Raw genomic sequence first — 24,579 nt, forward strand, 5'->3', positions numbered from 1 at the left:
ACCACCGGGGTGTCACAGGTGTTAACTCCGGCGGCGTCCGGCCCGGACACGCCACATCGGGCGAATCACCCGATCGGCGGACCAGATTGGACGACAAGTCGATTCTGCTGCGCGGCGTCGGCCCCTAGGGGCGTGTCAGCGGTGGCGGCCCTCCGAGATCCGGTAGGTGCGCAGGTTCGGGTCGGCCCGCAGCTGCGCCTCGGTGTACTTGACGGTGTCCCAGCCCTTGCCCGAGTAGAGCCGGGTCTGGTCGGCGTACCAGGGCGAATTCGGGTTGGTCGACTGCGAGTAGGTGAGGATCTGCCGGCCGGACGGGCCGTTCGGGCCCAGCTCGACGGCCATCACGAAGGACGAGCCGTGCACCACCTTCGGGTAGCCGACGCCGGGACGCAACGGGTTGATGATCATGTTGAAGATGCCCGCGTCGGCCGGTCCACCGTGGATCGGGATGCGCTGGTCGCCGCGCGGTTCGGTCTGCACGTCGCCGAGCCGGGCGTCCAGCGGAATGCCGGCGAGCCGGCGGACGGCGTCGGCGAGCGCCCGCAGCACCCGCGGGTCGGTGCCGGCCAGCCGGGCCGGGGTGTGCACCGGATCGGCGGCGTCGAAGGCGTCGGCGAACCGGATGCCGCCGGCCAGGGCGAACTCGGTGAACAGGTGGGCGCCCCGGCTGTCGGTGTCGGCCCGCAGGTCCCAGCCCCGCAGCGCGGCGCAGGCGTCCCGCAGGTCGACGGTGGTGCCGTCGGAGGCGGTGGCGGTCGGCTGGGCGGTGCAGAGCGCCACCAGGTCGTCGCGGACCAGTTCGCCGCCGTACGCGCGGTTGCCGAACACGGTGTGCCAGAGCCGGCCGGTGGTGAACCGGGTGCCCGGCAGCTCATCGGTGCCGGCCAGCCGCCGCTGCACCTGGTCGATCCCGAGCCGGGTACGCAGGCTGCGCTGGGTGCCCTCGTTGCCGATGATCCGGGGGAAGCCCTCCAGCGGGGCCTCCGGGTTGGCCAGCCAGTGGCTGTCGTTGGAGTTGGTCACGTAGTCGGTGCGGAACCGGACCGGCAGGTTCGCCGGGCCGAGGATGCCGGGCACCGCGGCGTCCGGGTCGGCGCCCAGCGCGCACGCCGACCGCGATCCGTCCAGGACGGCCTGGCCGCTGCTGGCGTAGAGCGGCTGGAACGGCGCCGGGATGCAGGCGGCCGCGAGCTCGTCGGTGACCCGCGGGACCACCGAGTGGTCGGCGTAGAGCGCCTCGCCGCGAGCGTCGGCGGCGATCACGTTCACCCAGGGCAGGAACTGGTAGCGGTCCAGTACGCGCTTCAGGTCACGGACCGTCTTCGCCCGGCCCATCTGCAACCAGCCGTCGAAGGCCCGGTTGTTGGTGGCGTTCACGTCGGTGACGGCGTACGCGGCCTCGGCCGTCCAGTCGAAGCTGCCGGGCACCACCACCACCGGCCCGTAGTGGGTGTCGTGGAAGGTGCGGCTGACCGGGATGGTGCCGCCGGCCGGGTTCGGCACCTGCACGGTGACCGTGCGGGTGGTCATCTTCCGCGGCCGGCCGTCGACGTAGTAGGAGGTCGGGTCGCCGGGCACCAGGGCGAGCCGGTGCCAGACGAACCGGCGGGCGGTGGAGACGGTGTGGCTCCAGGCGAGAGTGCGGTTGTGTCCGATCTCCACGATCGGGTCGCCGATCAGCGCGGCGCCCTCCACGTCGTAGCGGCCGGGCACCTTGAGGTGCATCCGGTAGAACCGCTCCGCGCCGTCCCACGGGAAGTGCGGGTTGGCCAGCACCATCCCGCCGCGGTGGGTGGTGGCCCCGGCGCCCAGCCCGTACGCGTTGCTGCCGACCCCGGCCGGCGCCCCGTCGACGGCGGCGAACACCGCCGCGGCGCCCGGCGCGTCCTGGGTCGCCGCCGGGCCGGTGGCGGTCGGTGGGGCGGCGGCGACGATGCCGTCGAGCAGCGCCCGGGAACCGGCCCGGACCATGCTGGCCCAGGTGGTACGCCAGAGGTCCAGTTCGGTCAGCGGGCGTACCCACGGCTTGGCCCGGCAGGCCGGGTCGGTGAGGTTCGCCGCGCCGCCGACCTTTCGCAGGTAGTGGTTGTAGCCGGCGACGAAGCCGCGGATCTGGTCGCGGACGTCGTCGGACGGCGAGTGCACGCCGTCGCGCCGGCCGGCCAGCAGCCGCTCGACCGCGCGGTCCTCGATCGCCTTGCGGAAGAACAGGTCGCTGCGCACGTTGGCGTCGGTCGGGCCGCTCGCGCCGAACCAGCGGGACCGCTCGCCGCTGACCGTGACCACCTTCTCGGCGATGACGCAGAGGTTGTCCTCGGCCTGCACGTAACCGACGCCGAAGCCGAGGTTGCCGAAGTCGTGCGCGGTGATGTGCGGTACGCCGTAGGACGCCCGGCTGATCTCGGCGGCGTAGCCCCGCCCGTCGCGCTGCTTGCCGGCGGCCGGCGCGGAGCCGACGGCCAGCCCGGACACGACCATGCCCAGGGCGGCCACCGCCGCGCCGAGGCGAAGAGCTGGACCGGTCACGCCATCCTCCCCCGCCGGACGTCATCGTCCAGAAACATTCACGTTGCTCGGCATTCTCGCCCGGCCGGGCCCTCGCGTACACCCCCCAACCGGCCGCCCACCGCCGAGTCACTGTTCAGGCGGGATACCAGGGATCAGGGGAGGTCCAGGACGAGGCCGGCGGTGGCGACACCGGTCTCGCCGTCGTACGCCGCACCGGCGGCTGCCTGGGCGGCCGTCGGGTCGGTGCCCGGCCAGAGGTGGGTCAGCAGCAGGTGGCCGACGCCGGCGGCCGCGGCCAGCCGGCCCATCTGCCGGGCGCTGGACAGATAGCGCCGCGAGTCCTCCGGCACCTCGTCGACGTGGGTCGCCTCGGCCAGCAGTAGGTCCGCGTCCCGGGCCAGGTTCGGCAGCTCGGGGCTCGGGCCGGTGTCACCGGTGTAGGCGAGGACCCGGCCGCCCGCGGCCAACCGGACGCCGGCGTTCGGCACCCAGTGCGGCAGCGGGAAGGTCTCGGCCCGGAACGGACCGATGTCGAGGCGGCCGCCGGGGGTGATCTCGTGCAGCGTGTAGGCGTCGGCCAGCATCCCGGGCCGGTCCAGCGCCAGCACCGCGTCGAGCGCGCCCGGCGGCGCGTACACCGGCAGCGGGGCCGGCGGGTCGTCGCGCAGCGCCCGCGCCCGCAGCAGCGGGTTCAGGTCGGCGCAGTGGTCGGGGTGGCCGTGGCTGACGAAAACGGCGTCGACCTGGCCCGCGTCGATCCACTCCAGCAGCCGCGGCACGGTCGCGTAGCCGAGGTCGACGAGCAGCCGGAACCCGTCCTGCTCCACGAGGTAACCGCTGCACGCCTGGCCGGCCTCCGGCCACGCCCCGCACCCGCCGAGAACCCTGAGCCGCATGCCGGCACCCTAGCCGCCGGCCCGCCGGGCCGTCGCCCGCGATTCCGCCGGCCAGCGGCATGGCTCGGCCCGCGGCCGCCGTCCGCTTTCCCCGTACGGGGTGGCTCGGCGCTCGGTAACGTCAGCCACAGCCGGCGACGCCGGCACGGGCGGAAGGGGTGAGCGCCGGTGACCGAGAGGGGCGGCCATCGCGACGCGATGATCGCCGTCGACATCGGCACCGCCAGCGCCAAGGCCGTCGCCTACGACGCCCAGGGCCACCAGCTCGCCCAGTACGGGGTGGCCTATCCGCTGGACGAGCCGCAGCCCGGCTGGGCCGAACAGGACCCGCTGCGGGTCCACGCGGCGGTGCTGGAGGCGATCGGGGCGGTGGTGGCCGACCTGGGGCGGCCGGTGGCCGGGCTGGCGTTCAGCACCGCGATGCACAGCCTGATCGGGTTGGACGCCGACGGCGAGCCGATCACCCCGTCGATCATCTGGGCCGACGCCCGGGCCAGCCGGCAGGCCGAGCGGCTGCGCGCCGTCCCGTCCGGGCTGGCCCTGCACCGGCGCACCGGCACCCCGGTGCACCCGATGGCGCCACTGCCCAAGCTGCTCTGGCTGGCCGAGCAGGAGCCGCAGCTGTTCGGGCGGGCGGCGTACTGGGTGGGGATCAAGGACTGGGTCCTGCTGCGGCTCTGCGACGAACTGGTCACCGACCACTCGGTCGCCTCCGGCACCGGGCTGATGGACATCCACCGGCTGGCCTGGGACACCGAGGCGCTCGGCATCGCCGGCATCACCGACACGCAGCTGCCCCGGCTGGTCTCCACCACCGCCGTGCTGCCCGGCCTGACCGCCGAGGCGGCCGCGGCGACCGGGCTGCCCCGGCGTACGCCGGTGGTGGTCGGCGCCGGCGACGGGCCGCTGGCCAACCTGGGCCTCGGCGCGGTCGCCCCCGGGGTTGTGGCCTGCTCGATCGGGACCAGCGGCGCGATGCGGGTGGTGGTGGAGCACCCCGGCGTGGACCCGCTCGGCGGGGTGTTCTGCTACGCGCTGACCGAGCGACGCTGGGTGGTCGGCGGGGCGATCAACAACGGCGGGGTGGTGCTCGACTGGGTCGGTGACGCGCTCGCCCCGGAGCTGGGCGCCGACGCCGAGGACGAACTGTTGGCGCTGGCCGCCCGCGCCCCGGTCGGTTCGGGCGGGCTGATCATGCTGCCGTACCTGCTCAGCGAGCGGGCCCCGCACTGGAGCGCGCTGCCGCGTGGCGCGTACGTGGGGCTGACCCACGGCCACCGCCGGTCGCACCTGGTGCGGGCCGCGATCGAGGGGGTCTGCCAGCAGCTGGCGCTGGTGCTGGCGTCGGTGCGGGCCGCCGGCAACGAGGTGCACGAGATCCGGGCCAGCGGCGGCTTCGCCCGCAGCGGCCTGTGGCGGCAGATTCTCGCCGACGTGCTCGGCATGCCGGTGCGGTTCCCGGCGGGGCACGAGGGGTCCAGCCTCGGCGCGGCGCTGCTCGGCATGCAGGCGCTGGGTCAGATCGCCTCGGTCGACGTGGCCGCCGACCTGGTCGGGATCGAGGAGACCGTGCAGCCCGACCCGGCGGCGGCCGCCACGTACGCGGCGCTGCTGCCGCTCTTCTCCGAGCTGTACGACGCGCTGGTCCCGACGTTCACCTCGCTGCGCCGGCTGGCGCCGGGCCTGCCGCCCGAGCCCGTCCCCACCCCACCTCCGCTGTGAGCGGCCGCCGCGCCGCCGTGGTGAGCGGCGGGTTCCGGCACGGCGGTGAGCGGTCGGCGCGCCACCGGGACGGGTGTGGGAGCCGGCGTCAGGCCGGCGGGTCGGCGTCGAGCAGCCGCTGCGCGGCCGCGCGGGCCTCGCGCGCCGGTTCCGGGCTGCCGACGATGGCCGCGGTGACCATCGCGCCGTTGGCCAGCACCAGCAGCTGCGCGGCGAGCGCCGGTGGCCGGCCCGCCGCGGCGACGAGGGCGGCGAGGTGGTCGGCGACCGCCTGCTTGTGGGTGCGGACGATGTCGACCACGTTCGCCGACGCCGGGCCGAGTTCGGCGAACGAGTTGATGAACGCGCAGCCGCGGAAGTCGGGCTGGCCGAACCAGTCGTACAGGTAGTCGAAGACCGCCAGCACGCCGTCGGCCGGCGTCGACCGGGCCGAGGTGTACGCCGAGATCTGCTCGCGGATCGCCAGGTCCCGCCGGCGCAGCACCGCCTCGACGAGGTGCTCCTTGGACGGGAAGAGCTGGTAGGTGCGCTTGAGCGAGACGCCGGAGGCCTGCCGGATGGCGTCCATGCCGACCGCCTGGATGCCGCGCTCGTAGAAGAGCGTGTCGGCCGCGTCGAGCAGGCGTGCCTCGGCCGTCGTGTGGTCCATGTCAAAGCCCCTTGCGCGGAGAACCGTCGTTCTCCTACGGTAGCAGCCAGCCGGAGAACGCCCGTTCTCTCGATGTCGAGGAGTCCCCGTGTCCCCCTTCGTCACCCGCCACCGCACCGTCACCCTCGCCGGCCAGCAGGTCTTCTACCGGGAGGCCGGCGACCCGTCGCGGCCCACGCTGGTGCTGCTGCACGGCTTCCCCACCAGCTCGCACATGTTCCGGAACCTGATCCCGGCGCTGGCCGACGAGTACCACCTCATCGCGCCGGACCACATCGGATTCGGGCGGTCGTCGACGCCGCCGGTGGACCGGTTCGAGTACAGCTTCGAACGGCTCACCGAGATCACCCTGGCGCTGCTGGACACCCTGGGCATCGAACGCTTCGCCCTCTACCTGCACGACTACGGCGCCCCGATCGGGCTGCGCATCGCCAGCCGGAACCCGGACCGGGTCACCGGGCTGGTCGTGCAGAGCGGGAACGCCTACACCGAGGGGTTCACGCCCTTCTGGGAGGTGCTCTTCGCGCACGCCAAGGACCGGGCGACCCACGAACCGGCGGTCCGTGACCTGCTGACCGCGGAGGCCACCCGCTGGCAGTACACCCACGGCGTGCCGGCGGACCGGCTCGACCGGGTCGCCCCGGAGACCTGGACGCTCGACCAGGCCGGCCTGGACCGGCCGGGCAACAAGGAGATCCAGCTCCAGCTCTTCTGGGACTACCAGTTCAACCTGGACGCCTACCCCGACTTCCAGCGCTACTTCCGCCAGCACCGGCCGCCCACGCTGGTCGCCTGGGGTCGCAACGACGAGATCTTCGGCGCCGCCGGGGCCGAGGCGTACGCCCGGGACCTGCCCGACGCCGAGATCCACCTGCTTGACACGGGCCATTTCGCGCTGGAGACGCACGGCGACGAGATCGCCGACCTGATCCGCGGCTTCCTGCGCCGGATCCGGTAGCCGCATGTCCGCCACCACCCTGCGCCCGCCGGCCACCGGCCGGCGGGCGGCCTGGGCCACCGCGCTGACCGCGGGCGCCATGCTGCTCGGCGCGACGGCCCTGCTGGGCACCGTCGAGGCGGTGACCGGGCGGGACGTCTTCGCGCTGCCCTTCGTCGCCACGGCGGCGGTGCTCGCCCTGGCGCCCGGCGCGCCGCTGGCCCGACCGGCGGCGGTGCTGCTCAGCTATCCGCCGTGCGCCCTCGCCGCGGTGGCGGTCACCGCGGTGGTGGGCCCGTCGGTCTGGACGGCCAGCGCGGCAGCGGTGGCGTCGGTCGTCACCATGCTGCTGCTGCGGGCACCGCACGCGCCGGCCGCCGTCTGCGCCGCCTTCATCGGCCTGACCGACCCCGGTCCCGGGTACCCGCTGCACACCGTGCTGCCGGCGGTGCTGCTCGTGCTCGGCGCGGCCCTGCTCGCCGGGCGGCTGCTGCCCCGCTACGGCTACCCGCCGTCCTGGCGCTGACGCGCCGGCTCCGCCGGGCTCACCCGGGCGCCGCCCGGGTGAGCCCGGTCAGGGGGTCTCGACGGCCGAGATCCGGTACTTGTGCACCTCGGCGCCGCGGATCGCCGCCACCTGCGCCTCCGGCCGTGCTCACGCCCGGCTGATCGCGTTGGCGTGGATCGCCTCGCTCAGGTACGCCGTCAGGCCGGGCGCGATCGCCTCGTAGTGCGCGGTGAACCGCTCGTCGGCCAGGTACATGTCGGCCAGCCCGGTGTGGATCTCGTACGAGCACTCGTAGAACGACCGGCTGATGAGCTGCCGGTGCTCCTCGGCCAGCTCCATCGCCGCCGGGCTGTCGGCCGGTGCGCCGGAGGACATCAGCGCCACGATCCGGCGGCCCCAGTCCTCGTTCTCCGCCTTGATCCGCAGCCAGTCCTCCCTGGTGTAGCGGGACGCCCGCCGGTTCGACTCCCGGTACGCCTCGCTGCCGCCCCACCGCCGCTCCGCCTCCTCGGCGTGCGCGTCCGGGTCGAAGTCGCCGAAGACCTCGAACCGCTCCTCCGGGGTCAGTTGGATGTTCAACTTGCTCGCCTCCATCGCGAACTCGATCGCCGTGACCATCTCCTGCAACCGCCTGATCCGTACGGTCAGCAGATCGTGCTGGCGGCGCAGGTGCGCCGTCGGATCGCTCGCCGGGTCGTCGAGGATCGCGGCGATCTCCTCCAGCGGGAACCCCAGCTCCCGGTAGTAGCGGATGTGCTGCAACCGCTCCAGGTCCGCGTCGTCGTAGCGGCGGTAACCGCTGGCGCTGCGGCCACTGGGCGAGAGCAGTCCGATCTCGTCGTAGTGGTGCAGCGTCCGCACGGTCACCCCGGCCAGCCTGGCCACCTGTCCCACCGTGTACGCCATGGATCCCCTCCCTTTCGTAGACCAGGCTCCGGCCTGCCGTTACGTGAGGGTCAAGCCTGATTCTGCGACGCCGGTCACCCCGGCCGCCGCGGCTTGCCCGGCTTCGAGGGCTCGGGCGGGCGCGGTGCCCGGCCGGGCGCTCGGGCCCGGGCGAGCGCCGTGCGCAGCTGGGCCAGCCCGGCGGGACGGCCGTAGCGGTAGCCCTGGCCGTGCACGCAGCCGATCGCCGCCACCGCGGCGTGCTGCCGCTCGGTCTCCACCCCCTCGGCGACCACCGACAGCTCGAACGCGCCGGCGAGCCGGGTCACCATCTCCACCGTCGCGTACGCCCGGGCGTCGCTGTCGAGCCGGGCCACGAAGGACCGGTCGATCTTCAGTTCGGTGGCCGGGATCCGGTGCAGGTAGCTCAGCGCCGAGTAGCCGGTGCCGAAGTCGTCGATGGAGATCTGGATGCCCAGTTCGCGCAGCTGGCGCAGCCGGTCCAGCACCGCCTCGCTGCCGTCGATCAGCGCCGACTCGGTCAGCTCCAGGGTGAGCGCCCGGGGCGCCAGGCCCGCGCTGGCGGTGGCGGCGGTCACGGTGGCGATCAGGTCCGGCCGACGCAGGTGCGCGGCGGCGATGTTCACCGCCACGGTCGCCTCGGTACGCCGGTCCCGCCAGGTCGCCGCCGCCCGGCACGCCTCGTGGATCACCCACCGGTCGATCGGCACGATCAACCCGGTCTCCTCGGCCAGCGGCAGGAACCGGGCCGGGCTGAGCAGCCCGAGCCGGGGGTGCCGCCAGCGCACCAGCGCCTCGGCGCTGCGTACCGCCCCGGTGGCCAGGTCGACGATCGGCTGGAACTCCAGGTGCAGCTGACCCTCGTCGACCGCGCGCCGCAGGTCGGCGATCAGCTCCGCCCGGGTCACCGCCGACTCCCGCAGCGCGGGCGTGCAGGTCCGGTACGCGGACTTGCCGGCGGCCTTGGCCGCGTACATGGCGATGTCGGCGTCGCGCAGCAGGTCGGTGTGCGAGGCGTGCTGCGGGCCGTACTCGGCGATGCCGATGCTCGCCGACGGGTGCAGCCCCAGGTCACCGTCGTCGTCGGCCGGCTCCAGCGCGGCCAGCAGCCGCTCGGCGAGCCGCTCCGGCGGCACCGGCCCGTCGCCGTCGACCAGCACGGCGAACTCGTCGCCGCCGAGCCGGGCGATGGTGCCGTCGCCGTCGACCGCCGCCCGCATCCGGTCGGCGACACCGGTCAGCAGGCTGTCCCCGGTGGCGTGCCCGAACCGGTCGTTGACCTGCTTGAACCCGTCGAGGTCGAGCAGCAGCACGGCGACCGGCCGGCCGTCGCGCAGGGCGGCGCGCAGCTTCCGGTTGAACATCAGCCGGTTCGGCAGGCCGGTGAGCTGGTCGGCGTACGCCAGCCGGCGCAACCGGACCACCAGCCGCAGGTTCTCGTTGGCGGCCAGCCCCTGCCGCAGCGCCAACGCGGCGAGCAGCGCCATCATGCCGAAGAACACCAGGTGCGGGGTCTGCCCGGTCGGTTGGCGGGCCAGCACCACCGCCACGATCGCCCCACCCACCGGCAGGTACGGCAGCGCCACCCGCCACCACGGCGGCAGCGGCGCCTCGGTCTCGTCCGCGTGGTCGCGCTCCGGCGGCGGCGGGTAGCGGGTGGCCAGGCCGACCAGCAGGTAGCTCAACGGCCAGCAGAGGTCGATCGGGTGGCCGGAGAAGTAGTCGCCGCGCACGACGAGCGAGACGTAGCCGGTGTCCGCCACCGCCCGCAGGGTGAGGCTGGCTCCGATCACCGTCATCGGCCGCCACGCCGGGCGGGCCACCGCGACCAGGATGGTCAGCTGCATCAGGTCGAGCATCGGAAAGAGCAGGCCGAGCGTACGCGCCGGATCGGCCAGGTCGGCGGCGGCGACGTCGCGGACGACCACCACCCAGCCGATCGGCACCAGGGCGAGCCCGACGATCACCCCGTCCAGCACGGTCCGGGCCCGCCCGACGGCGGTGCGTGGGGCGGCGAGCGAGCAGAGCAGCGCGCCGGTGCCGGTGAGGATGCCCGCGGTGAAGATCGCGCCGACCAGCGGCGTGTGCGGCAGGTCGCCGCCGAGCAGCCGGTCGACCGTCCACACCGCCCGGCCGAGCGCCGCCAGCGCCATGGTGGCCGCCAGCAGTGTCCAGAACCGGCGCAGCGACGCCGGGTGCCGGCGGGCCGCCCCGAGACAGGCCAGCGCCGCCCAGCCGGCGACCAGCAGCGCGCCGACGTCGCTGACCAGGGCGGCGGCGGGCAGCGCCGCGAACAGCCAGACCGCCTCGCCGACCAGCACCGCGCCCGCGCCGAGCAGGCCGATCCGAGCGGTACGTGCCGACATCGGGCGGGCCGGGCGTCCCCACAGCGTCGGCGGTGCGGCGTCGGCCGGCGGGCCGGAGTCCGCGGGGCCGACCGCAGCGGCCGGCGCGGGGACGCCCCCGGCGGCCTGCTCGACGTGCTGTCGCGATCCGATCGCTCCGGCTCTCTCTCGTGCGCACCCTCGACGGCGAGGACCGGTCCCGGCAAACCCGGAAAGCGTAGCCACGCGCTCAGCCGCCCCGCCAGAGCCGGACGGCCACCGGCACGCGTCGCGCGGATCTGCCCGGAATCGGAACGAACGTGCTCGCCCAGCGTCTCAGCCAGTTGGAGGCCTCGGCGTCCTGCACGAGCGCCGGCTCCCGCTACCCGCCAGCACAGGGCCGGGCAGCCGTCGAGGCGCACCTCGCTGCTGTGGACCAGGCCGGGCCGGCGCTGCTGCCCGCCAACGACCAGGCCGTGCTCGCTCGGCCGGAGATCAACGCCATGGTCGCCCGCCGCGCACGGCCGGTGGCTCGCGGCGCGCATCTCCGGCGCCGAGCTCGAAGCCCAGCCGGATGCCGGCCACGCCGGTCACTTCGACGCGACACCGGCCGTCCTCGAGTGGCTGGTAGCAGCGCACGTCACCGCAGACGCACGCTGAATCCACCACCGCCCGCCGTCGGCCGGGCCGGCCGCAGCCGCGCGGGGCCTGCCCGACGGTCTTTCACGACGGTGGCGCGGCCTGCTGGTAGAGGGTGACCAGCACGCCGTAGCGCGGCGCGTCGTCGCCTTCGTCCTCGGCGCCTTCGACCAGCTCGCTGAGCGCGGCGGCGAGCCGTTCGGCCCGGGCCGGGGTGAGCCGCAGGTGGCGCAGGTGCAGCAGCGGCTCGTCGGGGGCCGCGGCGACCTCCTCGGCGACCGCGCCGAACAGCGCGGCCGTCGCCGCGCTGTGCCCGGGCGCCACCCGCAGCCGCCGGGCGCTGCGCTGGTAGTACTGCTCGGTGCCGCCGCGTACCGGCCGGGTGTGCGCCACCCGGACCATGCCGGCCTCGCGGAGCACCTTGAGGTGGTGCCCGACGTTGCCCTTGGCCGCGCCCAGTGCCGCGGCGAGCTGGCTGATGGTGGCGGGGCGTTGCCCGAGCGCGAAGAGCAGCCGCTGCCGCAGCGGGTGGCCGAGGGCCTTGAACTGCGCCGGTGTGCTGACCTCCAGCAGCTCGTCCAGCGGCGGCTCCCCCGGGTTCGGCGTCATGCGGAAAGTGTCTAGTTCTCTTGACGCTTTGTCAACGCGGCTGCTCTACTGCGGACATGACACTTCTCGACACGCAGGCACCACCGGCGCCGCCGACCGATGTCGCCGAGGTCGTCGAGCGGACCGCGCGGCTGGTCGACGAGCACTACGTCCTGCCCGACGTCGCCGCCCGGCTCGCCGGGCTGCTGCGCGCCGAGCAGGCGGCCGGCCGGCACCGGGAGGTCGGCTCCTGGTCGGCGCTGGCCGACGCGCTCACCGGCACGCTCCGGTCGGTCAACGGCGACCGCCATCTGCGGGTCACGTTCCACGACCAGCCGCTGCCGGCCGGCGGCGGCGACCCGCTCGCCGCCGAGTTGCCCCGGATGGCCCGGGACAGCATGGGTGGCGTCCACCGGGTGGAGCGGCTGCCCGGCAACGTCGCCCTGCTCCGGATCGAACCCGCGCTCTTCTCCCCCGCGCTGGCCGGCGAGGCGATGACCGCGGCGCTACGTCTGGTCGCCGACGCCGACGCTCTGGTCATCGACGTACGCGAGACGATCGGCGGCGACCCGGAGATGGAGGTGCTGGTCTGCGGGCACCTCTTCGACCGGCCGGTGCACCTCTACACGATGCACGAACGCAAGCGGGCGGAGCGCCAGTTCTGGAGCGCCGCGCCGCCGACCGGGCCCCGCTTCGGGGGCAGCCGCCCGCTGGCCGTCGTGACCAGCGCGACGACCTTCTCCGGGGGCGAGTCGCTGGCGTACACCCTGCAACAGCACGGCCGGGCCATCGTGGTCGGCGAACGCACCGCCGGTGGGGCGCACCCCCGGACGGGCTTCCCGATCCACCCCCACCTGCACCTCTCGGTGCCGGTCGCCCGCCCGGTCAACCCGGTCACCGGCACCAACTGGGAGGCCGTCGGGGTAACCCCCGACCTCCAGACCCCCGCCCCCCAGTCCATCGAAACCGCCCTCCACTCCCTCCACCCCCACACCCCCGCCGGCGCTCGGTGATCATGAGGTTGGCGGCAGCAACGGAGATCGAGACCGCCGCCAACCTCATGATCAACCGGGGTCGGGGGTGAGGGTGGGTGGGCCGCCGTGGGTCCAGGGGGTTTCCTCGGCGGCGGGGAAGGTGGCTGCTGGCAGGAAGGCCTCCGACAGGGTGGTGTAGCAGAGCCGCTCCCCCACCTCCGGCACGCTGCCCGGCGGCGCGGTCAACCCGCGACCCATCCCGCCGGAGAGTTCCAGCACCACCTCGGTCTTGCCGTCCGCGGCCGGGGTCACGAAGACCACCCGGGCCTTCTGCGCCGGCCGGGCCGGCGAGTACAGCACCGCCCCGACCGGCACCAGCACCGGTTCGGTGGTGACCAGCTGGATCCGGGGCCGCAGCACCGGCCGCTTGCCGCTGTCGTCCACCCGCTTCGGGTCGGCCAGCGTCACCTCGCCGACGAACGCCTCACCGGCCAGCCGGTGCTCGGCCATCACCAGCGGGTCGTCGTAGGCGCGCTGCACCGCGTAGGAGGTCAGCGCCCGCTCCAGGCGGTGCAACCGGGCCGCCGCCGCCACCGCCCCGTCGCGCCGCGGCTGCGGGCCGCCGCCCGCGTCGAGGTGCTCCGCGTAGCCGGTGAACGCGTCCCGGTCGCCGGCCCACCGGCCCCCGACCCGGGCGCCCGGCGGCAGTGCGCGCAGCAGCCCCACGCCGCGCCACATCAGCTCCCAGGTGGGCGCGAGCTGGTCGCGCAGCAGCCCTTCCAGCTCCGCGTACGCCTGCTCGCGGGCCACCGGATCCGCCTCGGCGGCGGCGTACCGGGCGATCGCCGGGGCGAGCTGCCGGTTGTCGAAGTCGGGATCGGTGGCCGGCCCGGCCGGCGGGCAGACCGCCGGGTCCTCGGCCCGGGCCGCCGCCTCGGCGCCGGTGAGCCCGGCCGGCGGGTCGATCCAGCCGAGCAGCGCCGGCAGGTGCAGGTCCTCCACCGCGCTCTGCCCGGTCGCCCAGTGCAGGGTCAGCGCGTCGGTCATCGCCACCAGCGCCGACGAGCCCGGATGCTCGGCCCGCTCGGCGAAGAACGTCAGCCAGCGGCCCAGCAGCGGCACCGACGGGTGCACCGGATGATCGCCGTCCGTCCGGCGGAACCGGGTGGACCGGCCGAGCAGCCGCAGGAAGGTGATCCCCGCCGGGTTCGGCACCAGCAGTTGCGGCGCGTCGACGTACCGGTGGCGGACGTCCCGACCCCGGTCCACCGCGACCGCCTCGGTGGCTCCCCGGTGCCCGTCCAGGTACGGCAGCAGCACCGCCGCCAGCTCGGCGGCGAACGCGAAACGCTGGTCACGGTTGCGGGGCTGCGGCACGATCAGCAGCCGCGCCTCGTCCGGCGCCGCGCCGACCAGCATCGCCAGCGGGGCGTTCGCCTCGCCGGCCATCGCCAGCGGCACCAGCACCAACGGCCGGGGCGACAGGTGCAGGTGCCGGACGGTGGCCACCGGCTGCGCCACCCCGGCGGCGAGCGCCTGCGCCTTCGCCAGCGCGCGCAGCGTGCTCATGCGGGCGACCCGAGGGCCTCGGCGCGCAACCGGGCGGCGGCGCGCAGCAGCGCGGCGGCCTCCGCCTGCTCCGGCTCGGGGGTCCGCTCGCCAGTGGCGAGCGCCAGCACCTCGGGCACCGTCGGCACGCCGCCGAGCGCCTCGCGCACCGGCCGGCCCAGCGCCGCGGTCTGCTCCCGCGCCTCGTGCCGGCAGAAGTACGCCAGCTCGCAGGCGGCCAGGCAGTCCGGCGCGTAGCGGGCCTCCACCGTGGACAACGCGGCGGCCAGCGTCGCCGGGTCGGCGCTCAGGTCCGCGGTGAACTCCTCGGGCACGGCCGCCAGCAGCGTGTCGATCCGGGCCATCCGGTCCAGCTGGCGGCGCAGCACCAGCAGCTGCTTGCGCACGTCAAGCAGGCTCGCCACCGGCTGGTTGGCGAAGTCGCGCGGGCAGACCAGCACCACGTCGTGCGACACCAGCTCCGGGTCGTGCCCCTCGGCGGCGAGCAGCTCGCGCAGCGCCAGCACGTAGACGGCGGACTGGATCGCCGCGGCGGCCACCTTGCCCGGGTCGGCCTGCCCGTCGATCACCGGAAACGACTTGATCTCCACGACGTGGAACCGGCCGGCGAGCCGCGCCGCGACCAGGTCCGGCTCCAGGTGCACCCGCCGGCCGGCGACGTCCAGGCCGAGCAGCGGGTGGTCGAAGAGCGCCGCCGGCTCGTCCGGCCCGGCCGGTACGGCGGCGGTGAGCACCTGCCGCGAGCGCCGGTGCCGATCCGGCAGGTCGTCCGCGCCGAGGTCGGTCCAGTCGACCCGCTCGCCGGGCGGCACCCCCAGCCGCTCCGCCACCAGCCGCAGCAGCTCCGCGCCACCGTCCGCCTTGACCTGCGCCTCGAACGCGTTGCCCCGGGTGATGGCGAACCGGGACTGCCCGAACCGGGCCGGGAAACCGATCCGCTCGGCCAGCTTCGGCTTGTCCACCCCGGCGCCGTCGAGGACCGCCCGCCGGGTGCAGCCCGGGTTGCCGGTCAGCGCGGCGATGGTGCGGGCGTTGTGCCGCCGGGGCGGCACCGGGCCGCGGATCGCGGCCAGTCGCTGCTCGCTGCTCGTCATGATCCGCCCAGGATAGGCCCGGACCGGCTCGCCGCCACGCCCGCCGCGACTGGGTCAGCGGCGGCCCGCGGTGACCGGCACCGGCGCCGGTACGCCCCGCCGCACCAGGGCGGCGACGAGCGCGGCGGCCACCAGCGCCAGCCCGGCCATCGACCAGAGCACGGCACGCAGCCCGCCGGTGAATCCCGGGTCGGCGAGCCGACCGGCCGTGGTGCTGGCGACTACCGCCCCGACCACCGCGATGGCGACCGTCTCGCTCGCCAGCCGGGCAGTGTTGATCATCCCGGCGCCGGTCGCCGCCCGGTCCGCCGCCACGCTGCCGATGGCCAGCGCGTCGAGCAGCCCGATGGAAAGCCCCACCCCGACGCCGATGGTGAGCAGCGGCCCGGCCAGCACGCCGGGACCGCTGTCCGGGCCGAGCACGGTGGCCCAGGCCGCGCCGACAGCCACCACCGCGACCGACGCGACGATCACCGCCGGGGCCGGCACCAGCCGGGTCAGCGCCCCGCTGAGCAACGGCAGGACCAGCGTCGGCGCGGTCAGCAGGATCAGCGTCGCGCCGGCCCCGGCGGGGCTGAGCCCGACCACCGTGGTCAGGTACGACGGCAGGTAGACCAGCAGCGGCACCAGCACGGCGACGACGGTGGCCGCCGCCAGGCAGATGCCGAGGAACCGGGGGCTGGCCAGCAGCGCCAGGTCGAACATCGGCTCGGCGCGACCCCGCTCGACCCGGACGAACACCACCAGCAGCGCCAGCGCGGCGGCGAACGCGGCGACGATGACCGGATCGTCCCAGCCGCGTTCCGGGCCCTGCACGAAGCCGAAGATGAGCAGCAGCAGCGCGGCGGTGAACGACACCGTGCCCGGCCAGTCGATCCGGCCGCCCTCTGGCCGGCGGGACTCGGGCAGCAACGGCACCAGGGCCAGCACCACCAGACCCGCCAGCGCGGGCGCGGCGAAGACCGACCGCCAGCCGAACGCGTCGACGAGCAGCCCGGCGATGGACGGGCCGAACGCCAGGCCGGCGCCGATCGCCGTACCGAAGACGCTGAACGCGCGGGCCCGGGCCCGGCCGTGGAAGGTGCCGGCGAGGATCGCCGACGCGCTGGTGGCGGCGGCCGCCGCGCCGACACCGGCGAGCGCGCGGACGGCGTCGAGCAGCACGATGCCGTCGGCGACCGCGGCGAGCAGCCCGGCGCCGGCGAAGATCGCGACGCCGGTGGCGAAGACCCGGCGCCGGCCCAGCAGGTCGGCGAGCGCGCCGCTGGCGAGCATGAAGCTGGCGAAGGTGGCGTTGTAGCCGTTGACCACCCACTGCACGCCGGCCAGCCCGGCGTCGAGATCACGGCCGATGTCCGGCAGGGCGACCGAGGCGCCGGTCAGCGACACCGGCAACGAGAGGGTGGACAGCAGGACGGCGACCAGCACGACGGCCGGATGGTTGCGCACGATTCCCCCGTTCGGACGGCCGTCTCAGCGTAGTTGCCGAGGTCGGGGGCGGGATCCGCGCCGGGTCGAAGATCACACCGGGCCGGTCAGCGGCCGGCCGAGCGGTTCCACGGGAGCGGGGCAGCGCGGCGCCGGCCAGCGGACGGCGGGCGCGGCGGCACCGGCGTCGGCCGGGAGTGCAGGGCGGCCGGGAGACGGGGTGCCCGGAGGCCGGCGTGTCCGGTCGCCGGCCGATCAGCCAGCCCAGGAAGTGGACCACCGTCGACGCTCAGCCGACCGGGAGGCGCCGGGCGTCGGCCTTGGCGACCTCGTACTGGGCGCCGCAGTACGTGCACTGCTGCAGGTAGCGGGTGCGGATGGGGATGAGCGGAATGAAGAACAGGCTGAACTTCGTCGAGCGGCGCGTGATCACCTGCGCGGCGTGGCTCCCGCAGTTGCGGCAGACCTGCTGCACGACCCCGGAACGGGTGACCCTGGTACGCAGACCGAAGATGAGGAACATCGCCCGGCAGTACCCACCCACCACGCCGTCAACCACCGCCACGGCGTCCCCGCACGGCCTGAACGCCCGTCCCGTCGTGCGGGTCGGGCGTTCAGCCTGTCGTTCCTCGACAGGGTCAGGGGCAGGTCACCCCTCGGAGCTCATCCACCCGTCCCAGTGGTCGCCACCCTTGTCGTGGTCCCGCTCCTTGTCACCCTTGTCACGACCGGACTCGTCGCCCTTGCCGTGGTCGCGGCCCTCGTCGCCCTTGTCACGGCCCGACTCGTCGCCCTTGCCGTGGTCCCGGCCCTTGTCGCCCTTGCCGTGGTCCCGGCCCTTGTCGCCCCTGCCGTGGTCCCGGCCCTCGTCGCGCTCGTCCCGGCTCCAGCCCGAGTCCTTGCCGTCCCGGTCCCGGCCCTCGTCCCAGCCCCAGGACTCGTGGTCCTTCTTCCGCTCCTCGTCCTTCCGGTCCTCGTCGCTCTTGATCTGGCCCCGGATCTCACCGTTCGGGTACTTCTTGGTGTGCACGTTGACGTACGTGACACCGGCCTCGATCGCGTCGACCAGCTCGTCGAACTCGCCCGGCTCGATGCCCTGATCGGCGGGGCCGACGACGTCGTCCCGCTTGATGGTCCCCTCGACCTTGGCCGGGGACTTGGGGCAGTCCGGGACGTGCTTCGGCGCCCCACCCTTGCCGTCCTTCGTGTTGGAGCACAGGAAGGCGGCGATCCCGCCGCTCTGGTGCCGGCCCCCGAAGTGGATGTGCGCCTGCTGGACGTCGTTCAGCTCGTCGTACGTGAGCTGGTACCTGATCTCCTTGTTGCGCTCGTCGATGTGCGCCACGAACCGGCCGAAGCCGGGCGTGGAGATGGTCAGCGGGTCTTCCTCGTAGCCGCTGAGCTTCGCCCGGACCACCTCCTTGCCGCGCGAGTCGCTCCAGTCCCACGAGTCGCGGGAGTCCCGCTGGTCGTGCGACTCGCGCTTGTCGCCGGAGTCCTCCCGGCCGTCGCCCATGGCGGCGGTACCCAGGGCGGTGGCGGCGACGGCCGCGCTGGCCGCCACCGCCACCGTCCACAGTCGAGTACGTCGCATGATCATTGCTGTTTCCTCCTAGACGGGGATCCCAGCCCCGCGACCGACGACGCAGATGCGCGTCCGTCCCGGGACGCGGGCACACGAAGGCACCGCGCGCCGGAGCGACGTGGTGTCGAAACCTCCGGCACTCGGGATCGATTGGCACCCTATGGTGAAATTGTCCCATGTTCGGGGGAAACCGGAGCCATCTTCACTGATCCGACCGTCAGCGATCTTCGAGCGCTATGCCGCAGCTCGGGAGGTCTGCGGTGACCAGGGGCTGGTTGGGCCCCGCAACACCCGAAGTACCCGACCGCCGGTCCGGCGGTCGGGTACTTCGGTGCGAATGGCGAGCGAAGGGGTGAAGCCCCGCCTGCAGCCGGCTCAGCCGGCGGCGTCAGCCGGCTGGGGCTCCATACCGGGGATCTCCGCCGGCAGCCAGATCGGCTGCCAGTCCGCCACCTCGTGGAAGCGGCGCAGCTCGGCCAGCCCCGACACCGACCCGGCCCAGGCCGCGTACGGCGGGTTGGTCTCGTCGAAGCCGCTCTGCACGAAGGTCAGCCTGGTCTTCCCGCCGGACTCGGCCAGCTCCCAGGTGGTCACACCGGTCGGGCCCCAGTCCACGGACATCTTCCGGCCGGGCTCCAGGTCGATGACCTTGGCCGCGTAGCCGGCGTCGAAGCCGCCCATCGCGTACCGGCCGCCGACCCAGGGCTCGATGCCGATCGGGTAGCCGAACCAGGCGCTGGCCTGCTCGGAGTCGGTCAGCGACTCGTAAACCCTGGCCATCGGAGCGTCGATGAGCAGCTCCCCGCGCAGCTCCGCGGAGGTGAAGTCGACCTTGGGCACCAGTGGCGCACCCTCCAGGTGAGCGACCAGGTTGGCGATCGACAGGCTCCAGAACGTCTGCAGCACACCCCGGATGCTGCTGCCGCTCATCATCTCGTCGATGTCGAAGTGGCTCTGGGTCAGCGTGAGGACGGTCGCCTCCGGGCCCTCGGCGCGCAGCGCGAACTCGGTGGTGGTCTCCACCCCGTCGAGCAGCCAGGCGATGCGCAGCGTGTCGTCGTCGGCGTGCAGCACCCGCTGGTGCGGGGCGTCGCCCCCGGGGGTGAACCGGCCCCAGAACTCGTACCGCGCCGGGAGGTCGACCTCGGCGTGCTCGGCCAGCCAGACGCGCAGCTCGGCGGGGTCGGTCAGGGCGCGGCGGACGGCCTCGACCGGCGCGGCCAGGCGGGCGTGCAGCTTCATCGGTTCACTCACGGTCTTTCCCCTTCGGGTAGCAGGCCACGGCGAGCTTGAAGGCGTCCCCCTCGGCGCCCCCGTAGCGGGTGAAAAGGTCCTGCAGGGCGGTCTGCAGGTCGTGCAGGAACTGCTGTCGTTGGGCCGCCGGCACCCGGATCTCGCCGGACACGCCGACGGAGGGAAGTTCGGGCGCGGCCCGGTCCAGCCCGGCGATGTCGGCCTGGACCTCCTCCATCAGGTCGAGCAGGTAGCCCAGGCTCAGCTCGTCCCGCGCCCGGCGCAGCCCGACCCGGCCCACCAGCCGGGGCGAGAGCCAGTACGACCGCGCGGCCGCCTGGTAGATGCCCTCGGTGATGCCGCGGACCCGACGCTCGCTGACCCGATCGACCAGGCCGGCCGCCACCAACTGCTTGACGTGGTAGTAGACGCGCTGCGGCGTCTGCTCCAGCCGGGCGGCGACCTCGGTGCAGGTGCGGGGCTCGGCCAACTGCCGCAGCACCTCGACGCGCTGCGGCTTGAGCAGGGCTTCGGCCTGCTCGATCTGCTCCAGGTACAGGACTTCTCTCATGGCAAAAATCAGTTTGTACATACAAAACTTGTTTGTCAATGGGTTCGACGAAAGGCCGCGCGGATCGCGCGGCCTTTCGTGGCGGCGAGGCTCCTACTTGGATCGCACCAGGGCGCCCGCCGGCTTCTCGACCCGCACGGGCAGGCCGTAGTCGGACAGCTCGATGACCACCTGGAGGTGATACGTGAAGTTCGCACCCCTGATGGTCGACCGCGCCGTACGGTCGTAGCTCACCGTCGCGATCCGGTTGTCCGCACCGACCGTCACGTCGCCGACGAAGCTGTCGGCCGCGATCGCGTTGCGGGGATCGGTGACCGTGACCTCGAAGTGGTAGCCGCCACCGGCGGTCTCCGTGACCTTGGCCCCGGACTGCCGCAGCGCGCGGAACAGGTCCTGCGGATCCGCCGAAGCCCCCAGACCGCCGTCCAACGCCAGGTCGAAGTTGAGGCGGTCGTGCCTGCCCGGTTCCTGGCTCCAGACGATCTCGCCGTTGCTGCCCACGCTGCCGTTCGGGGCCCCGATGTACCGGACGCCGTCGATCAGCCGCTCGTGCTCGAAGCCCGCCGCGATCACCGGACGCAGACCGGTGTACGGCGACTCCAGGTAGCCCGTGGCCGTCGTCGGATCGAAGGCTCCCGTGGTGACCCAGCTCCGGCTCACCGGCTCGGGCAGCTCGCCGTCCGGCGGCGCCTTGTCCTTCGAGGTGGTCGTGACCTTCACCCGGTAACTGATGTTCTCGCTGGCAGCCGCGGCGGCGGCGAGCCGCAGCTGCGGCGACTCGACGCCCGCCCCCGGAGGCCGCTCGGCCACCGGCCCGGGCGAGCCTGCGGGGACACCGGTGCCGACGGTCGCGACCGCGACCAGCGCCCCGACCACACCCGCGACGCCGGCGGCGTACGCGGTGCGGACCAGCGCCGTCCGGCGCCGGTGGCGTCGGGTGGCCGCCGCCAGCACCTCGCCGGTCAACGCCAGCCCGGCGACCCGCTCCCGCATCCCGGCGGCCAGCCGCTCCTCAAGATTCGTGTTCATTTCCCGCTCTCCTTCACACCCGTGTTCACACCCGCGCGTCCTCGAGCGCCCAGCCGGCCGTGAGCTCGCGCAGCCGGGCCAGCCCTCGTGAGGCGGAGGACTTGACCGTGCCGACCGAGCAGCCCAGCACCTCGGCGGTCTCCGCTTCGCTGATCTGCTCCCAGTAGCGGAGCACCAGCACGGCCCGCTGCCGCGGCGGCAACAGGGCCAGCGCCTGGGTGAGTGCCTGCCGGACGTGCAGCGCGTCGGTGCCGTCCCCCTGGCTGGGCGGCTCGATCTCGACCAGCACCTCCGGCCGCCGCCGGCGCAGCCGCCACCGGTCGACCGCGAGGTGGTACAGCGTGCGCCGCAGGTAGCCCTCCTTGTCGCCGTGCACCCGAGCCCAGTTGCGCATCAGCCGCTCCAGCGCCGCCTGCACCAGGTCCTCACCGGCGACCCGGCTGCCGGTCAACAGCACGGCCGTCGCGAGCAGTGCGCTGCCACGTTCGGCGACGAGGACGTCCAACCCGTCAAAGCGTCTCTTCCGCCCCACCGGCTCTCCTTCCGTCCCCAGCAAGGACGACGGGTGCCGGCCAAAGGTTGACTCGGAACGCGAAACGAGGAGGCCCCGCGATCGCGCGGCCTCCTCGTCAGCGGGTGGTGCTCAGGGCAGCCAGTCCGGGCGCAGCGGGTAGCTGTTGCTGCCGTCCGGCCCGTTGCGGGTGGCCAGCACCTGGTGCAGCTGGATGCCGTTGTGCTCGAACGCCAGCCGGGAACCGGCCATGTAGAGCCCCCACACCCGGGCTGTGCCCACCCCCACCTCGCCGACGCAGAAGTCCCAGTGCGCCACCAGGTTGCGGCACCAGCCGGCCAGCGTCAGCGCGTAGTGCTGCCGCAGGTTCTCCTCGTGGTGCACCTCCAGCCCCACGTCGTGCAGCTCGCTGATCAACCGCCCGGGGCCGGCCAGCTCCCCGTCCGGGAAGACGTACCGGTCGATGAACGCGCCCGACCGGTGCGGGGCGTGGTTGTCCGCGCGGGTGATGCAGTGGTTGAGCAGGCGCCCGTCCGGGCGCAGCCGGTCCCGCAGGAAGCTGAAGTAGGCCGGGTAGTTGCGCACCCCGATGTGTTCGGTCAACCCGATCGAGGAGACGGCGTCGAACTGCTGCGGCGGTACGTCCCGGTAGTCGAGGTGGCGTACCTCGGCCAGCTCGGTCAGCCCCTCCCGCTCGATCGCCGCCTGGGCCCACTGCGCCTGCGCCCGGGACAGCGTCACGCCGAGCGCCTTCACGCCGTACTCGCGGGCCGCGTGCCGGACCATGCCGCCCCAGCCGCACCCCACGTCGAGCAGCCGCATCCCCGGCTTGAGCGCCAGCTTGCCGGCGACCAGGTCGTACTTGGCCGCCTGGGCCTGCTCCAGGGTGTCGTCGGGGCTGCGGAACAGCGCGCAGGTGTACGTCATCGACGGGCCGAGCACCTTCTCGTAGAAGGCGTTCGACACGTCGTAGTGGTGGGAGATCGCGTTGCTGTCCCGCGTGCGGGAGTGCCGCAGCCCGTTCACCACCCGCTTCCACCGGGGCTGGGCCTCCTGCGGCGGCGGGGGTGGCGGCAGCAGCCGCTCCCAGCCCAGCCGGCGGACCAGGCTCAGGCCCTCGGCCAGCGACGGCACCCGCAGACGCATGCCGTCCTTGAGCACCCGCAGCGCCTCGTACGGGTCGCCGGGGTGCACCCCCTCCAGGGCCAGGTCGCCGCTGACGTAGGCGCGGGCCATGCCCAGGTCGCCCGGGGCGGTGAGCAGGTAGGACAGGCCCCGCTCGGTGCGGACGGCCAGGGTGATCCCGGCGTCGGCCGGGCCGACCGCGCTGCCGTCGTACGCGGTGATCCGCACCGGCAGCGGGCCGGTGGTGACCGCGCGGATCACGTCGGCCACGGTCAGGCTGGTGTGCCGGCCCCCCGCCGGCGGGGTGGCGGGAGTGCTCGCCGCTCCCTGGTCTCGATCGGTCAGGCTCATTGTCGTGCAACCGCCTTCTCGTACAGTCCGGTCAGCCGGTGATCCGGGTCGTAACGGTCCTTCACCGCGCGCCAGGTCTCGCCCCCGTAGAGCCGGTCGAAGGACGCCCGGTCGTAGTACGCGTCGGAGTAGAGCGACTTGTGCCCGCCCAGCTCCGACACCTCGCGCTCGATCGACCGGTTGACGTCGCCGTCGGCGGCGCCCTCCGCGATCGGCACGCTCCCCCAGAATCCGATGTTGACGTAGTCCTGCCCCGGCCGCAGCGGATACAGCGGCCAGGCGCGGGCCGATCCGGGGCCGGTCGGCTCACGCAGCCGCAGCGGGCAGAGCCAGACCGGGCTCATCCCGACCGCGCGGGCGAACCAGCGCAGGAACTCCGCCGTCCGGTCCAGCGGGATCTCCACGTCCTGCACCACCCGCTCCCGCGCCGGCAGGCCGCGCAGCCGGTCGATCCGCGCCGCCACCCCGTGCCGGTGCTCCAGCCGGACCAGCCGGTGGTAGACGTCGCTGCGCCGCCACCGCGCCGGCCAGATCCGGCGGACCACCGGGTGCTGCACCCCGAAGGCCGCCGAGCACCAGAACCAGTCGGTGTCCCAGCGCCACAGGTAGTCGTACGCGGTCAGCACGTCCCGGGTGCGCCGGCGCAGCGATCGGTAGTAGATGTCCTGGCCGGTGTAGTCGCTGACCTCGCCCGCGTCGTCGGTGAACGTGCCCAGCACCAGGTACGCCTCGCCGGGGCTGAACATCACCCCGTCCATCGCGTCCACCTCGACGCCGCCGAAGGAACGGGTGGCGCTCACCTCGCCGATCACGTCGACCAACTCCTCCAGCCGGGTGAAGCGCACGTTGCGCAGCGCCACGTGCCGGCGGACCGGCTGCAGTTCGATGCGCAGCCGGGTGGCGTAGCCGAGGCTGCCCAGCGAGTTGGGGAAGGCGGCGAACAGGTCGGCGTGCTCGCCGGTCGGCCGGGCGGTGACGATCTCGCCGGCGCCGGTGAGCACGTCCAGTTCGAGCACCGACTCGTGCGGCAGCCCGTTGCGGAACGAGGTGGACTCGATGCCCAGCCCGGTCACCGCGCCGCCGAGGGTGATGGTGCGCAGTTGCGGCACCACCAGCGGCATCAGCCCGTGCGGCAAGGTCGCGTCGACCAGGTCCTCGTACGTGCACATGCCCTGCACGTCGGCGGTGCGGGCGGCCGGGTCGACGGTCAGCACCCCGGTCAGGCCGCTGACGTCCAGGCCCGGGACGCGGGGCGCGGATCGCGGGCGGAACAGGTTGGAGGTGCGCTTGGCGAGCCGGACCGGCTCACCGGCGGGCACCGCGTCGTAGGAGCGCCGCAGCTGGGCCACCGCACTCTCGTGGTCGACCGGATGATGATCCACACGGATCGCGCACATGAGATCACTTTACGCGCCGAGACGGGATCGGCGTG

21 protein-coding genes are annotated in these 24,579 nt (G+C 74.0%); 4 read left to right on the forward strand and 17 right to left on the reverse strand.

The annotated features are described in order from the left end of the window. Positions 1–135: 135 nt before the first annotated feature. Both FHX32_RS26840 and FHX32_RS26845 read right to left on the reverse strand, forming a co-directional pair. Complete coding sequence (locus FHX32_RS26840; protein ID WP_167189304.1) at positions 136–2,478, reverse strand: acylase; 2,343 nt, start codon at positions 2,476–2,478, stop codon at positions 136–138. 182 nt (positions 2,479–2,660) lie between these two features. Continuing rightward, entirely contained in the window at positions 2,661–3,404 is a 744-nt protein-coding gene (locus tag FHX32_RS26845) for an MBL fold metallo-hydrolase (protein WP_167188927.1), read from the reverse strand. A gap of 168 nt (positions 3,405–3,572) precedes the next feature. Here FHX32_RS26845 and FHX32_RS26850 point away from each other — a divergent pair, with 168 nt between their 5' ends. Beyond that, entirely contained in the window at positions 3,573–5,126 is a 1,554-nt protein-coding gene (locus FHX32_RS26850) for a gluconokinase (RefSeq protein WP_486481331.1), read from the forward strand. An 88-nt stretch (positions 5,127–5,214) separates the two neighbouring features. Here the strand turns inward: FHX32_RS26850 and FHX32_RS26855 are convergent, their stop codons facing one another. After that, complete coding sequence (locus FHX32_RS26855) at positions 5,215–5,775, reverse strand: TetR/AcrR family transcriptional regulator (RefSeq protein ID WP_167188930.1); 561 nt, start codon at positions 5,773–5,775, stop codon at positions 5,215–5,217. Positions 5,776–5,863: 88 nt separating this feature from the next. Here FHX32_RS26855 and FHX32_RS26860 point away from each other — a divergent pair, with 88 nt between their 5' ends. After that, complete coding sequence (locus tag FHX32_RS26860) at positions 5,864–6,733, forward strand: alpha/beta hydrolase (protein WP_167188933.1); 870 nt, start codon at positions 5,864–5,866, stop codon at positions 6,731–6,733. 4 nt (positions 6,734–6,737) lie between these two features. Next, positions 6,738–7,238, forward strand: a complete 501-nt coding sequence (locus tag FHX32_RS26865; RefSeq protein WP_167188936.1) for an HPP family protein — start codon at positions 6,738–6,740, stop codon at positions 7,236–7,238. Positions 7,239–7,367: 129 nt separating this feature from the next. Here the strand turns inward: FHX32_RS26865 and FHX32_RS26870 are convergent, their stop codons facing one another. The 3 genes from FHX32_RS26870 to FHX32_RS26880 all read right to left on the reverse strand — a co-directional run bounded on the left by FHX32_RS26870 (position 7,368) and on the right by FHX32_RS26880 (position 11,698). Further along, positions 7,368–8,126: a MerR family transcriptional regulator gene (locus FHX32_RS26870; RefSeq protein ID WP_167188939.1), complete on the reverse strand. Its 759-nt coding sequence runs from the start codon at positions 8,124–8,126 to the stop codon at positions 7,368–7,370. Positions 8,127–8,200: 74 nt separating this feature from the next. Continuing rightward, on the reverse strand, positions 8,201–10,492 hold the full coding sequence (locus FHX32_RS26875) for an EAL domain-containing protein (protein ID WP_167188942.1): 2,292 nt from the start codon (positions 10,490–10,492) through the stop codon (positions 8,201–8,203). Positions 10,493–11,173: 681 nt separating this feature from the next. Beyond that, complete coding sequence (locus tag FHX32_RS26880; RefSeq protein ID WP_167188945.1) at positions 11,174–11,698, reverse strand: winged helix-turn-helix domain-containing protein; 525 nt, start codon at positions 11,696–11,698, stop codon at positions 11,174–11,176. A 56-nt stretch (positions 11,699–11,754) separates the two neighbouring features. Here FHX32_RS26880 and FHX32_RS26885 point away from each other — a divergent pair, with 56 nt between their 5' ends. After that, the gene (locus FHX32_RS26885) at positions 11,755–12,690 is read left to right on the forward strand and encodes a S41 family peptidase (RefSeq protein WP_167188948.1); all 936 of its coding nucleotides are present in this window, start codon (positions 11,755–11,757) and stop codon (positions 12,688–12,690) included. 51 nt (positions 12,691–12,741) lie between these two features. Here the strand turns inward: FHX32_RS26885 and FHX32_RS26890 are convergent, their stop codons facing one another. The 11 genes from FHX32_RS26890 to FHX32_RS26940 all read right to left on the reverse strand — a co-directional run bounded on the left by FHX32_RS26890 (position 12,742) and on the right by FHX32_RS26940 (position 24,544). Then, positions 12,742–14,220: a hypothetical protein gene (locus tag FHX32_RS26890; RefSeq protein ID WP_167188951.1), complete on the reverse strand. Its 1,479-nt coding sequence runs from the start codon at positions 14,218–14,220 to the stop codon at positions 12,742–12,744. After that, on the reverse strand, positions 14,217–15,314 hold the full coding sequence (locus FHX32_RS26895) for a hypothetical protein (protein ID WP_167188954.1): 1,098 nt from the start codon (positions 15,312–15,314) through the stop codon (positions 14,217–14,219). The genes FHX32_RS26890 and FHX32_RS26895 overlap by 4 nt, the downstream gene beginning before the upstream one ends. Positions 15,315–15,368: 54 nt before the next feature. Next, positions 15,369–16,763 (reverse strand): MFS transporter, encoded by a 1,395-nt coding sequence (locus FHX32_RS26900; protein ID WP_167188957.1) that lies wholly within the window; start codon positions 16,761–16,763, stop codon positions 15,369–15,371. A gap of 268 nt (positions 16,764–17,031) precedes the next feature. Then, positions 17,032–17,307: a zinc-ribbon domain-containing protein gene (locus FHX32_RS26905; protein ID WP_486481332.1), complete on the reverse strand. Its 276-nt coding sequence runs from the start codon at positions 17,305–17,307 to the stop codon at positions 17,032–17,034. An 84-nt stretch (positions 17,308–17,391) separates the two neighbouring features. Further along, positions 17,392–18,342, reverse strand: coding sequence for a CHRD domain-containing protein (locus FHX32_RS26910; RefSeq protein WP_167188960.1), 951 nt, complete (start codon positions 18,340–18,342; stop codon positions 17,392–17,394). 360 nt (positions 18,343–18,702) lie between these two features. Beyond that, positions 18,703–19,581: an SRPBCC family protein gene (locus tag FHX32_RS26915; RefSeq protein WP_167188963.1), complete on the reverse strand. Its 879-nt coding sequence runs from the start codon at positions 19,579–19,581 to the stop codon at positions 18,703–18,705. Further along, positions 19,574–20,131 (reverse strand): winged helix-turn-helix domain-containing protein, encoded by a 558-nt coding sequence (locus FHX32_RS26920; protein ID WP_167188966.1) that lies wholly within the window; start codon positions 20,129–20,131, stop codon positions 19,574–19,576. Before FHX32_RS26920 ends, FHX32_RS26915 begins: the two co-directional genes overlap by 8 nt. Positions 20,132–20,224: 93 nt before the next feature. Further along, entirely contained in the window at positions 20,225–21,160 is a 936-nt protein-coding gene (locus FHX32_RS26925) for a hypothetical protein (protein WP_167188969.1), read from the reverse strand. A gap of 25 nt (positions 21,161–21,185) precedes the next feature. Further along, positions 21,186–21,692, reverse strand: coding sequence for a SigE family RNA polymerase sigma factor (locus FHX32_RS26930; RefSeq protein WP_486481333.1), 507 nt, complete (start codon positions 21,690–21,692; stop codon positions 21,186–21,188). Positions 21,693–21,803: 111 nt separating this feature from the next. Then, entirely contained in the window at positions 21,804–23,147 is a 1,344-nt protein-coding gene (locus FHX32_RS26935) for a class I SAM-dependent methyltransferase (protein ID WP_167188972.1), read from the reverse strand. After that, positions 23,144–24,544 carry an FAD-binding oxidoreductase gene (locus FHX32_RS26940; RefSeq protein ID WP_167188975.1) on the reverse strand — a complete coding sequence of 467 codons (1,401 nt, stop codon included), beginning with the start codon at positions 24,542–24,544 and terminating at the stop codon, positions 23,144–23,146. Before FHX32_RS26940 ends, FHX32_RS26935 begins: the two co-directional genes overlap by 4 nt. Positions 24,545–24,579: the final 35 nt, after the last annotated feature.

This window comes from Micromonospora sp. CNZ280 (assembly GCF_011759515.1).

What these genes read in the sequence shown, in the direction of transcription:
- FHX32_RS26890 (WP_167188951.1), bottom strand. Translation starts at nt 14,220, where the DNA reads ATGAGCACGCTGCGCGCGCTGGCGAAGGCGCAGGCGCTCGCCGCCGGG.
- FHX32_RS26870 (WP_167188939.1), bottom strand. Translation starts at nt 8,126, where the DNA reads ATGGCGTACACGGTGGGACAGGTGGCCAGGCTGGCCGGGGTGACCGTG.
- FHX32_RS26855 (WP_167188930.1), bottom strand. Translation starts at nt 5,775, where the DNA reads ATGGACCACACGACGGCCGAGGCACGCCTGCTCGACGCGGCCGACACG.
- FHX32_RS26845 (WP_167188927.1), bottom strand. Translation starts at nt 3,404, where the DNA reads ATGCGGCTCAGGGTTCTCGGCGGGTGCGGGGCGTGGCCGGAGGCCGGC.
- FHX32_RS26925 (WP_167188969.1), bottom strand. Translation starts at nt 21,160, where the DNA reads ATGAACACGAATCTTGAGGAGCGGCTGGCCGCCGGGATGCGGGAGCGG.
- FHX32_RS26935 (WP_167188972.1), bottom strand. Translation starts at nt 23,147, where the DNA reads ATGAGCCTGACCGATCGAGACCAGGGAGCGGCGAGCACTCCCGCCACC.
- FHX32_RS26840 (WP_167189304.1), bottom strand. Translation starts at nt 2,478, where the DNA reads ATGGTCGTGTCCGGGCTGGCCGTCGGCTCCGCGCCGGCCGCCGGCAAG.
- FHX32_RS26885 (WP_167188948.1), top strand. Translation starts at nt 11,755, where the DNA reads ATGACACTTCTCGACACGCAGGCACCACCGGCGCCGCCGACCGATGTC.
- FHX32_RS26880 (WP_167188945.1), bottom strand. Translation starts at nt 11,698, where the DNA reads ATGACGCCGAACCCGGGGGAGCCGCCGCTGGACGAGCTGCTGGAGGTC.
- FHX32_RS26910 (WP_167188960.1), bottom strand. Translation starts at nt 18,342, where the DNA reads ATGATCATGCGACGTACTCGACTGTGGACGGTGGCGGTGGCGGCCAGC.
- FHX32_RS26895 (WP_167188954.1), bottom strand. Translation starts at nt 15,314, where the DNA reads ATGACGAGCAGCGAGCAGCGACTGGCCGCGATCCGCGGCCCGGTGCCG.
- FHX32_RS26940 (WP_167188975.1), bottom strand. Translation starts at nt 24,544, where the DNA reads ATGTGCGCGATCCGTGTGGATCATCATCCGGTCGACCACGAGAGTGCG.
- FHX32_RS26875 (WP_167188942.1), bottom strand. Translation starts at nt 10,492, where the DNA reads ATGTCGGCACGTACCGCTCGGATCGGCCTGCTCGGCGCGGGCGCGGTG.
- FHX32_RS26920 (WP_167188966.1), bottom strand. Translation starts at nt 20,131, where the DNA reads ATGAGAGAAGTCCTGTACCTGGAGCAGATCGAGCAGGCCGAAGCCCTG.
- FHX32_RS26865 (WP_167188936.1), top strand. Translation starts at nt 6,738, where the DNA reads ATGTCCGCCACCACCCTGCGCCCGCCGGCCACCGGCCGGCGGGCGGCC.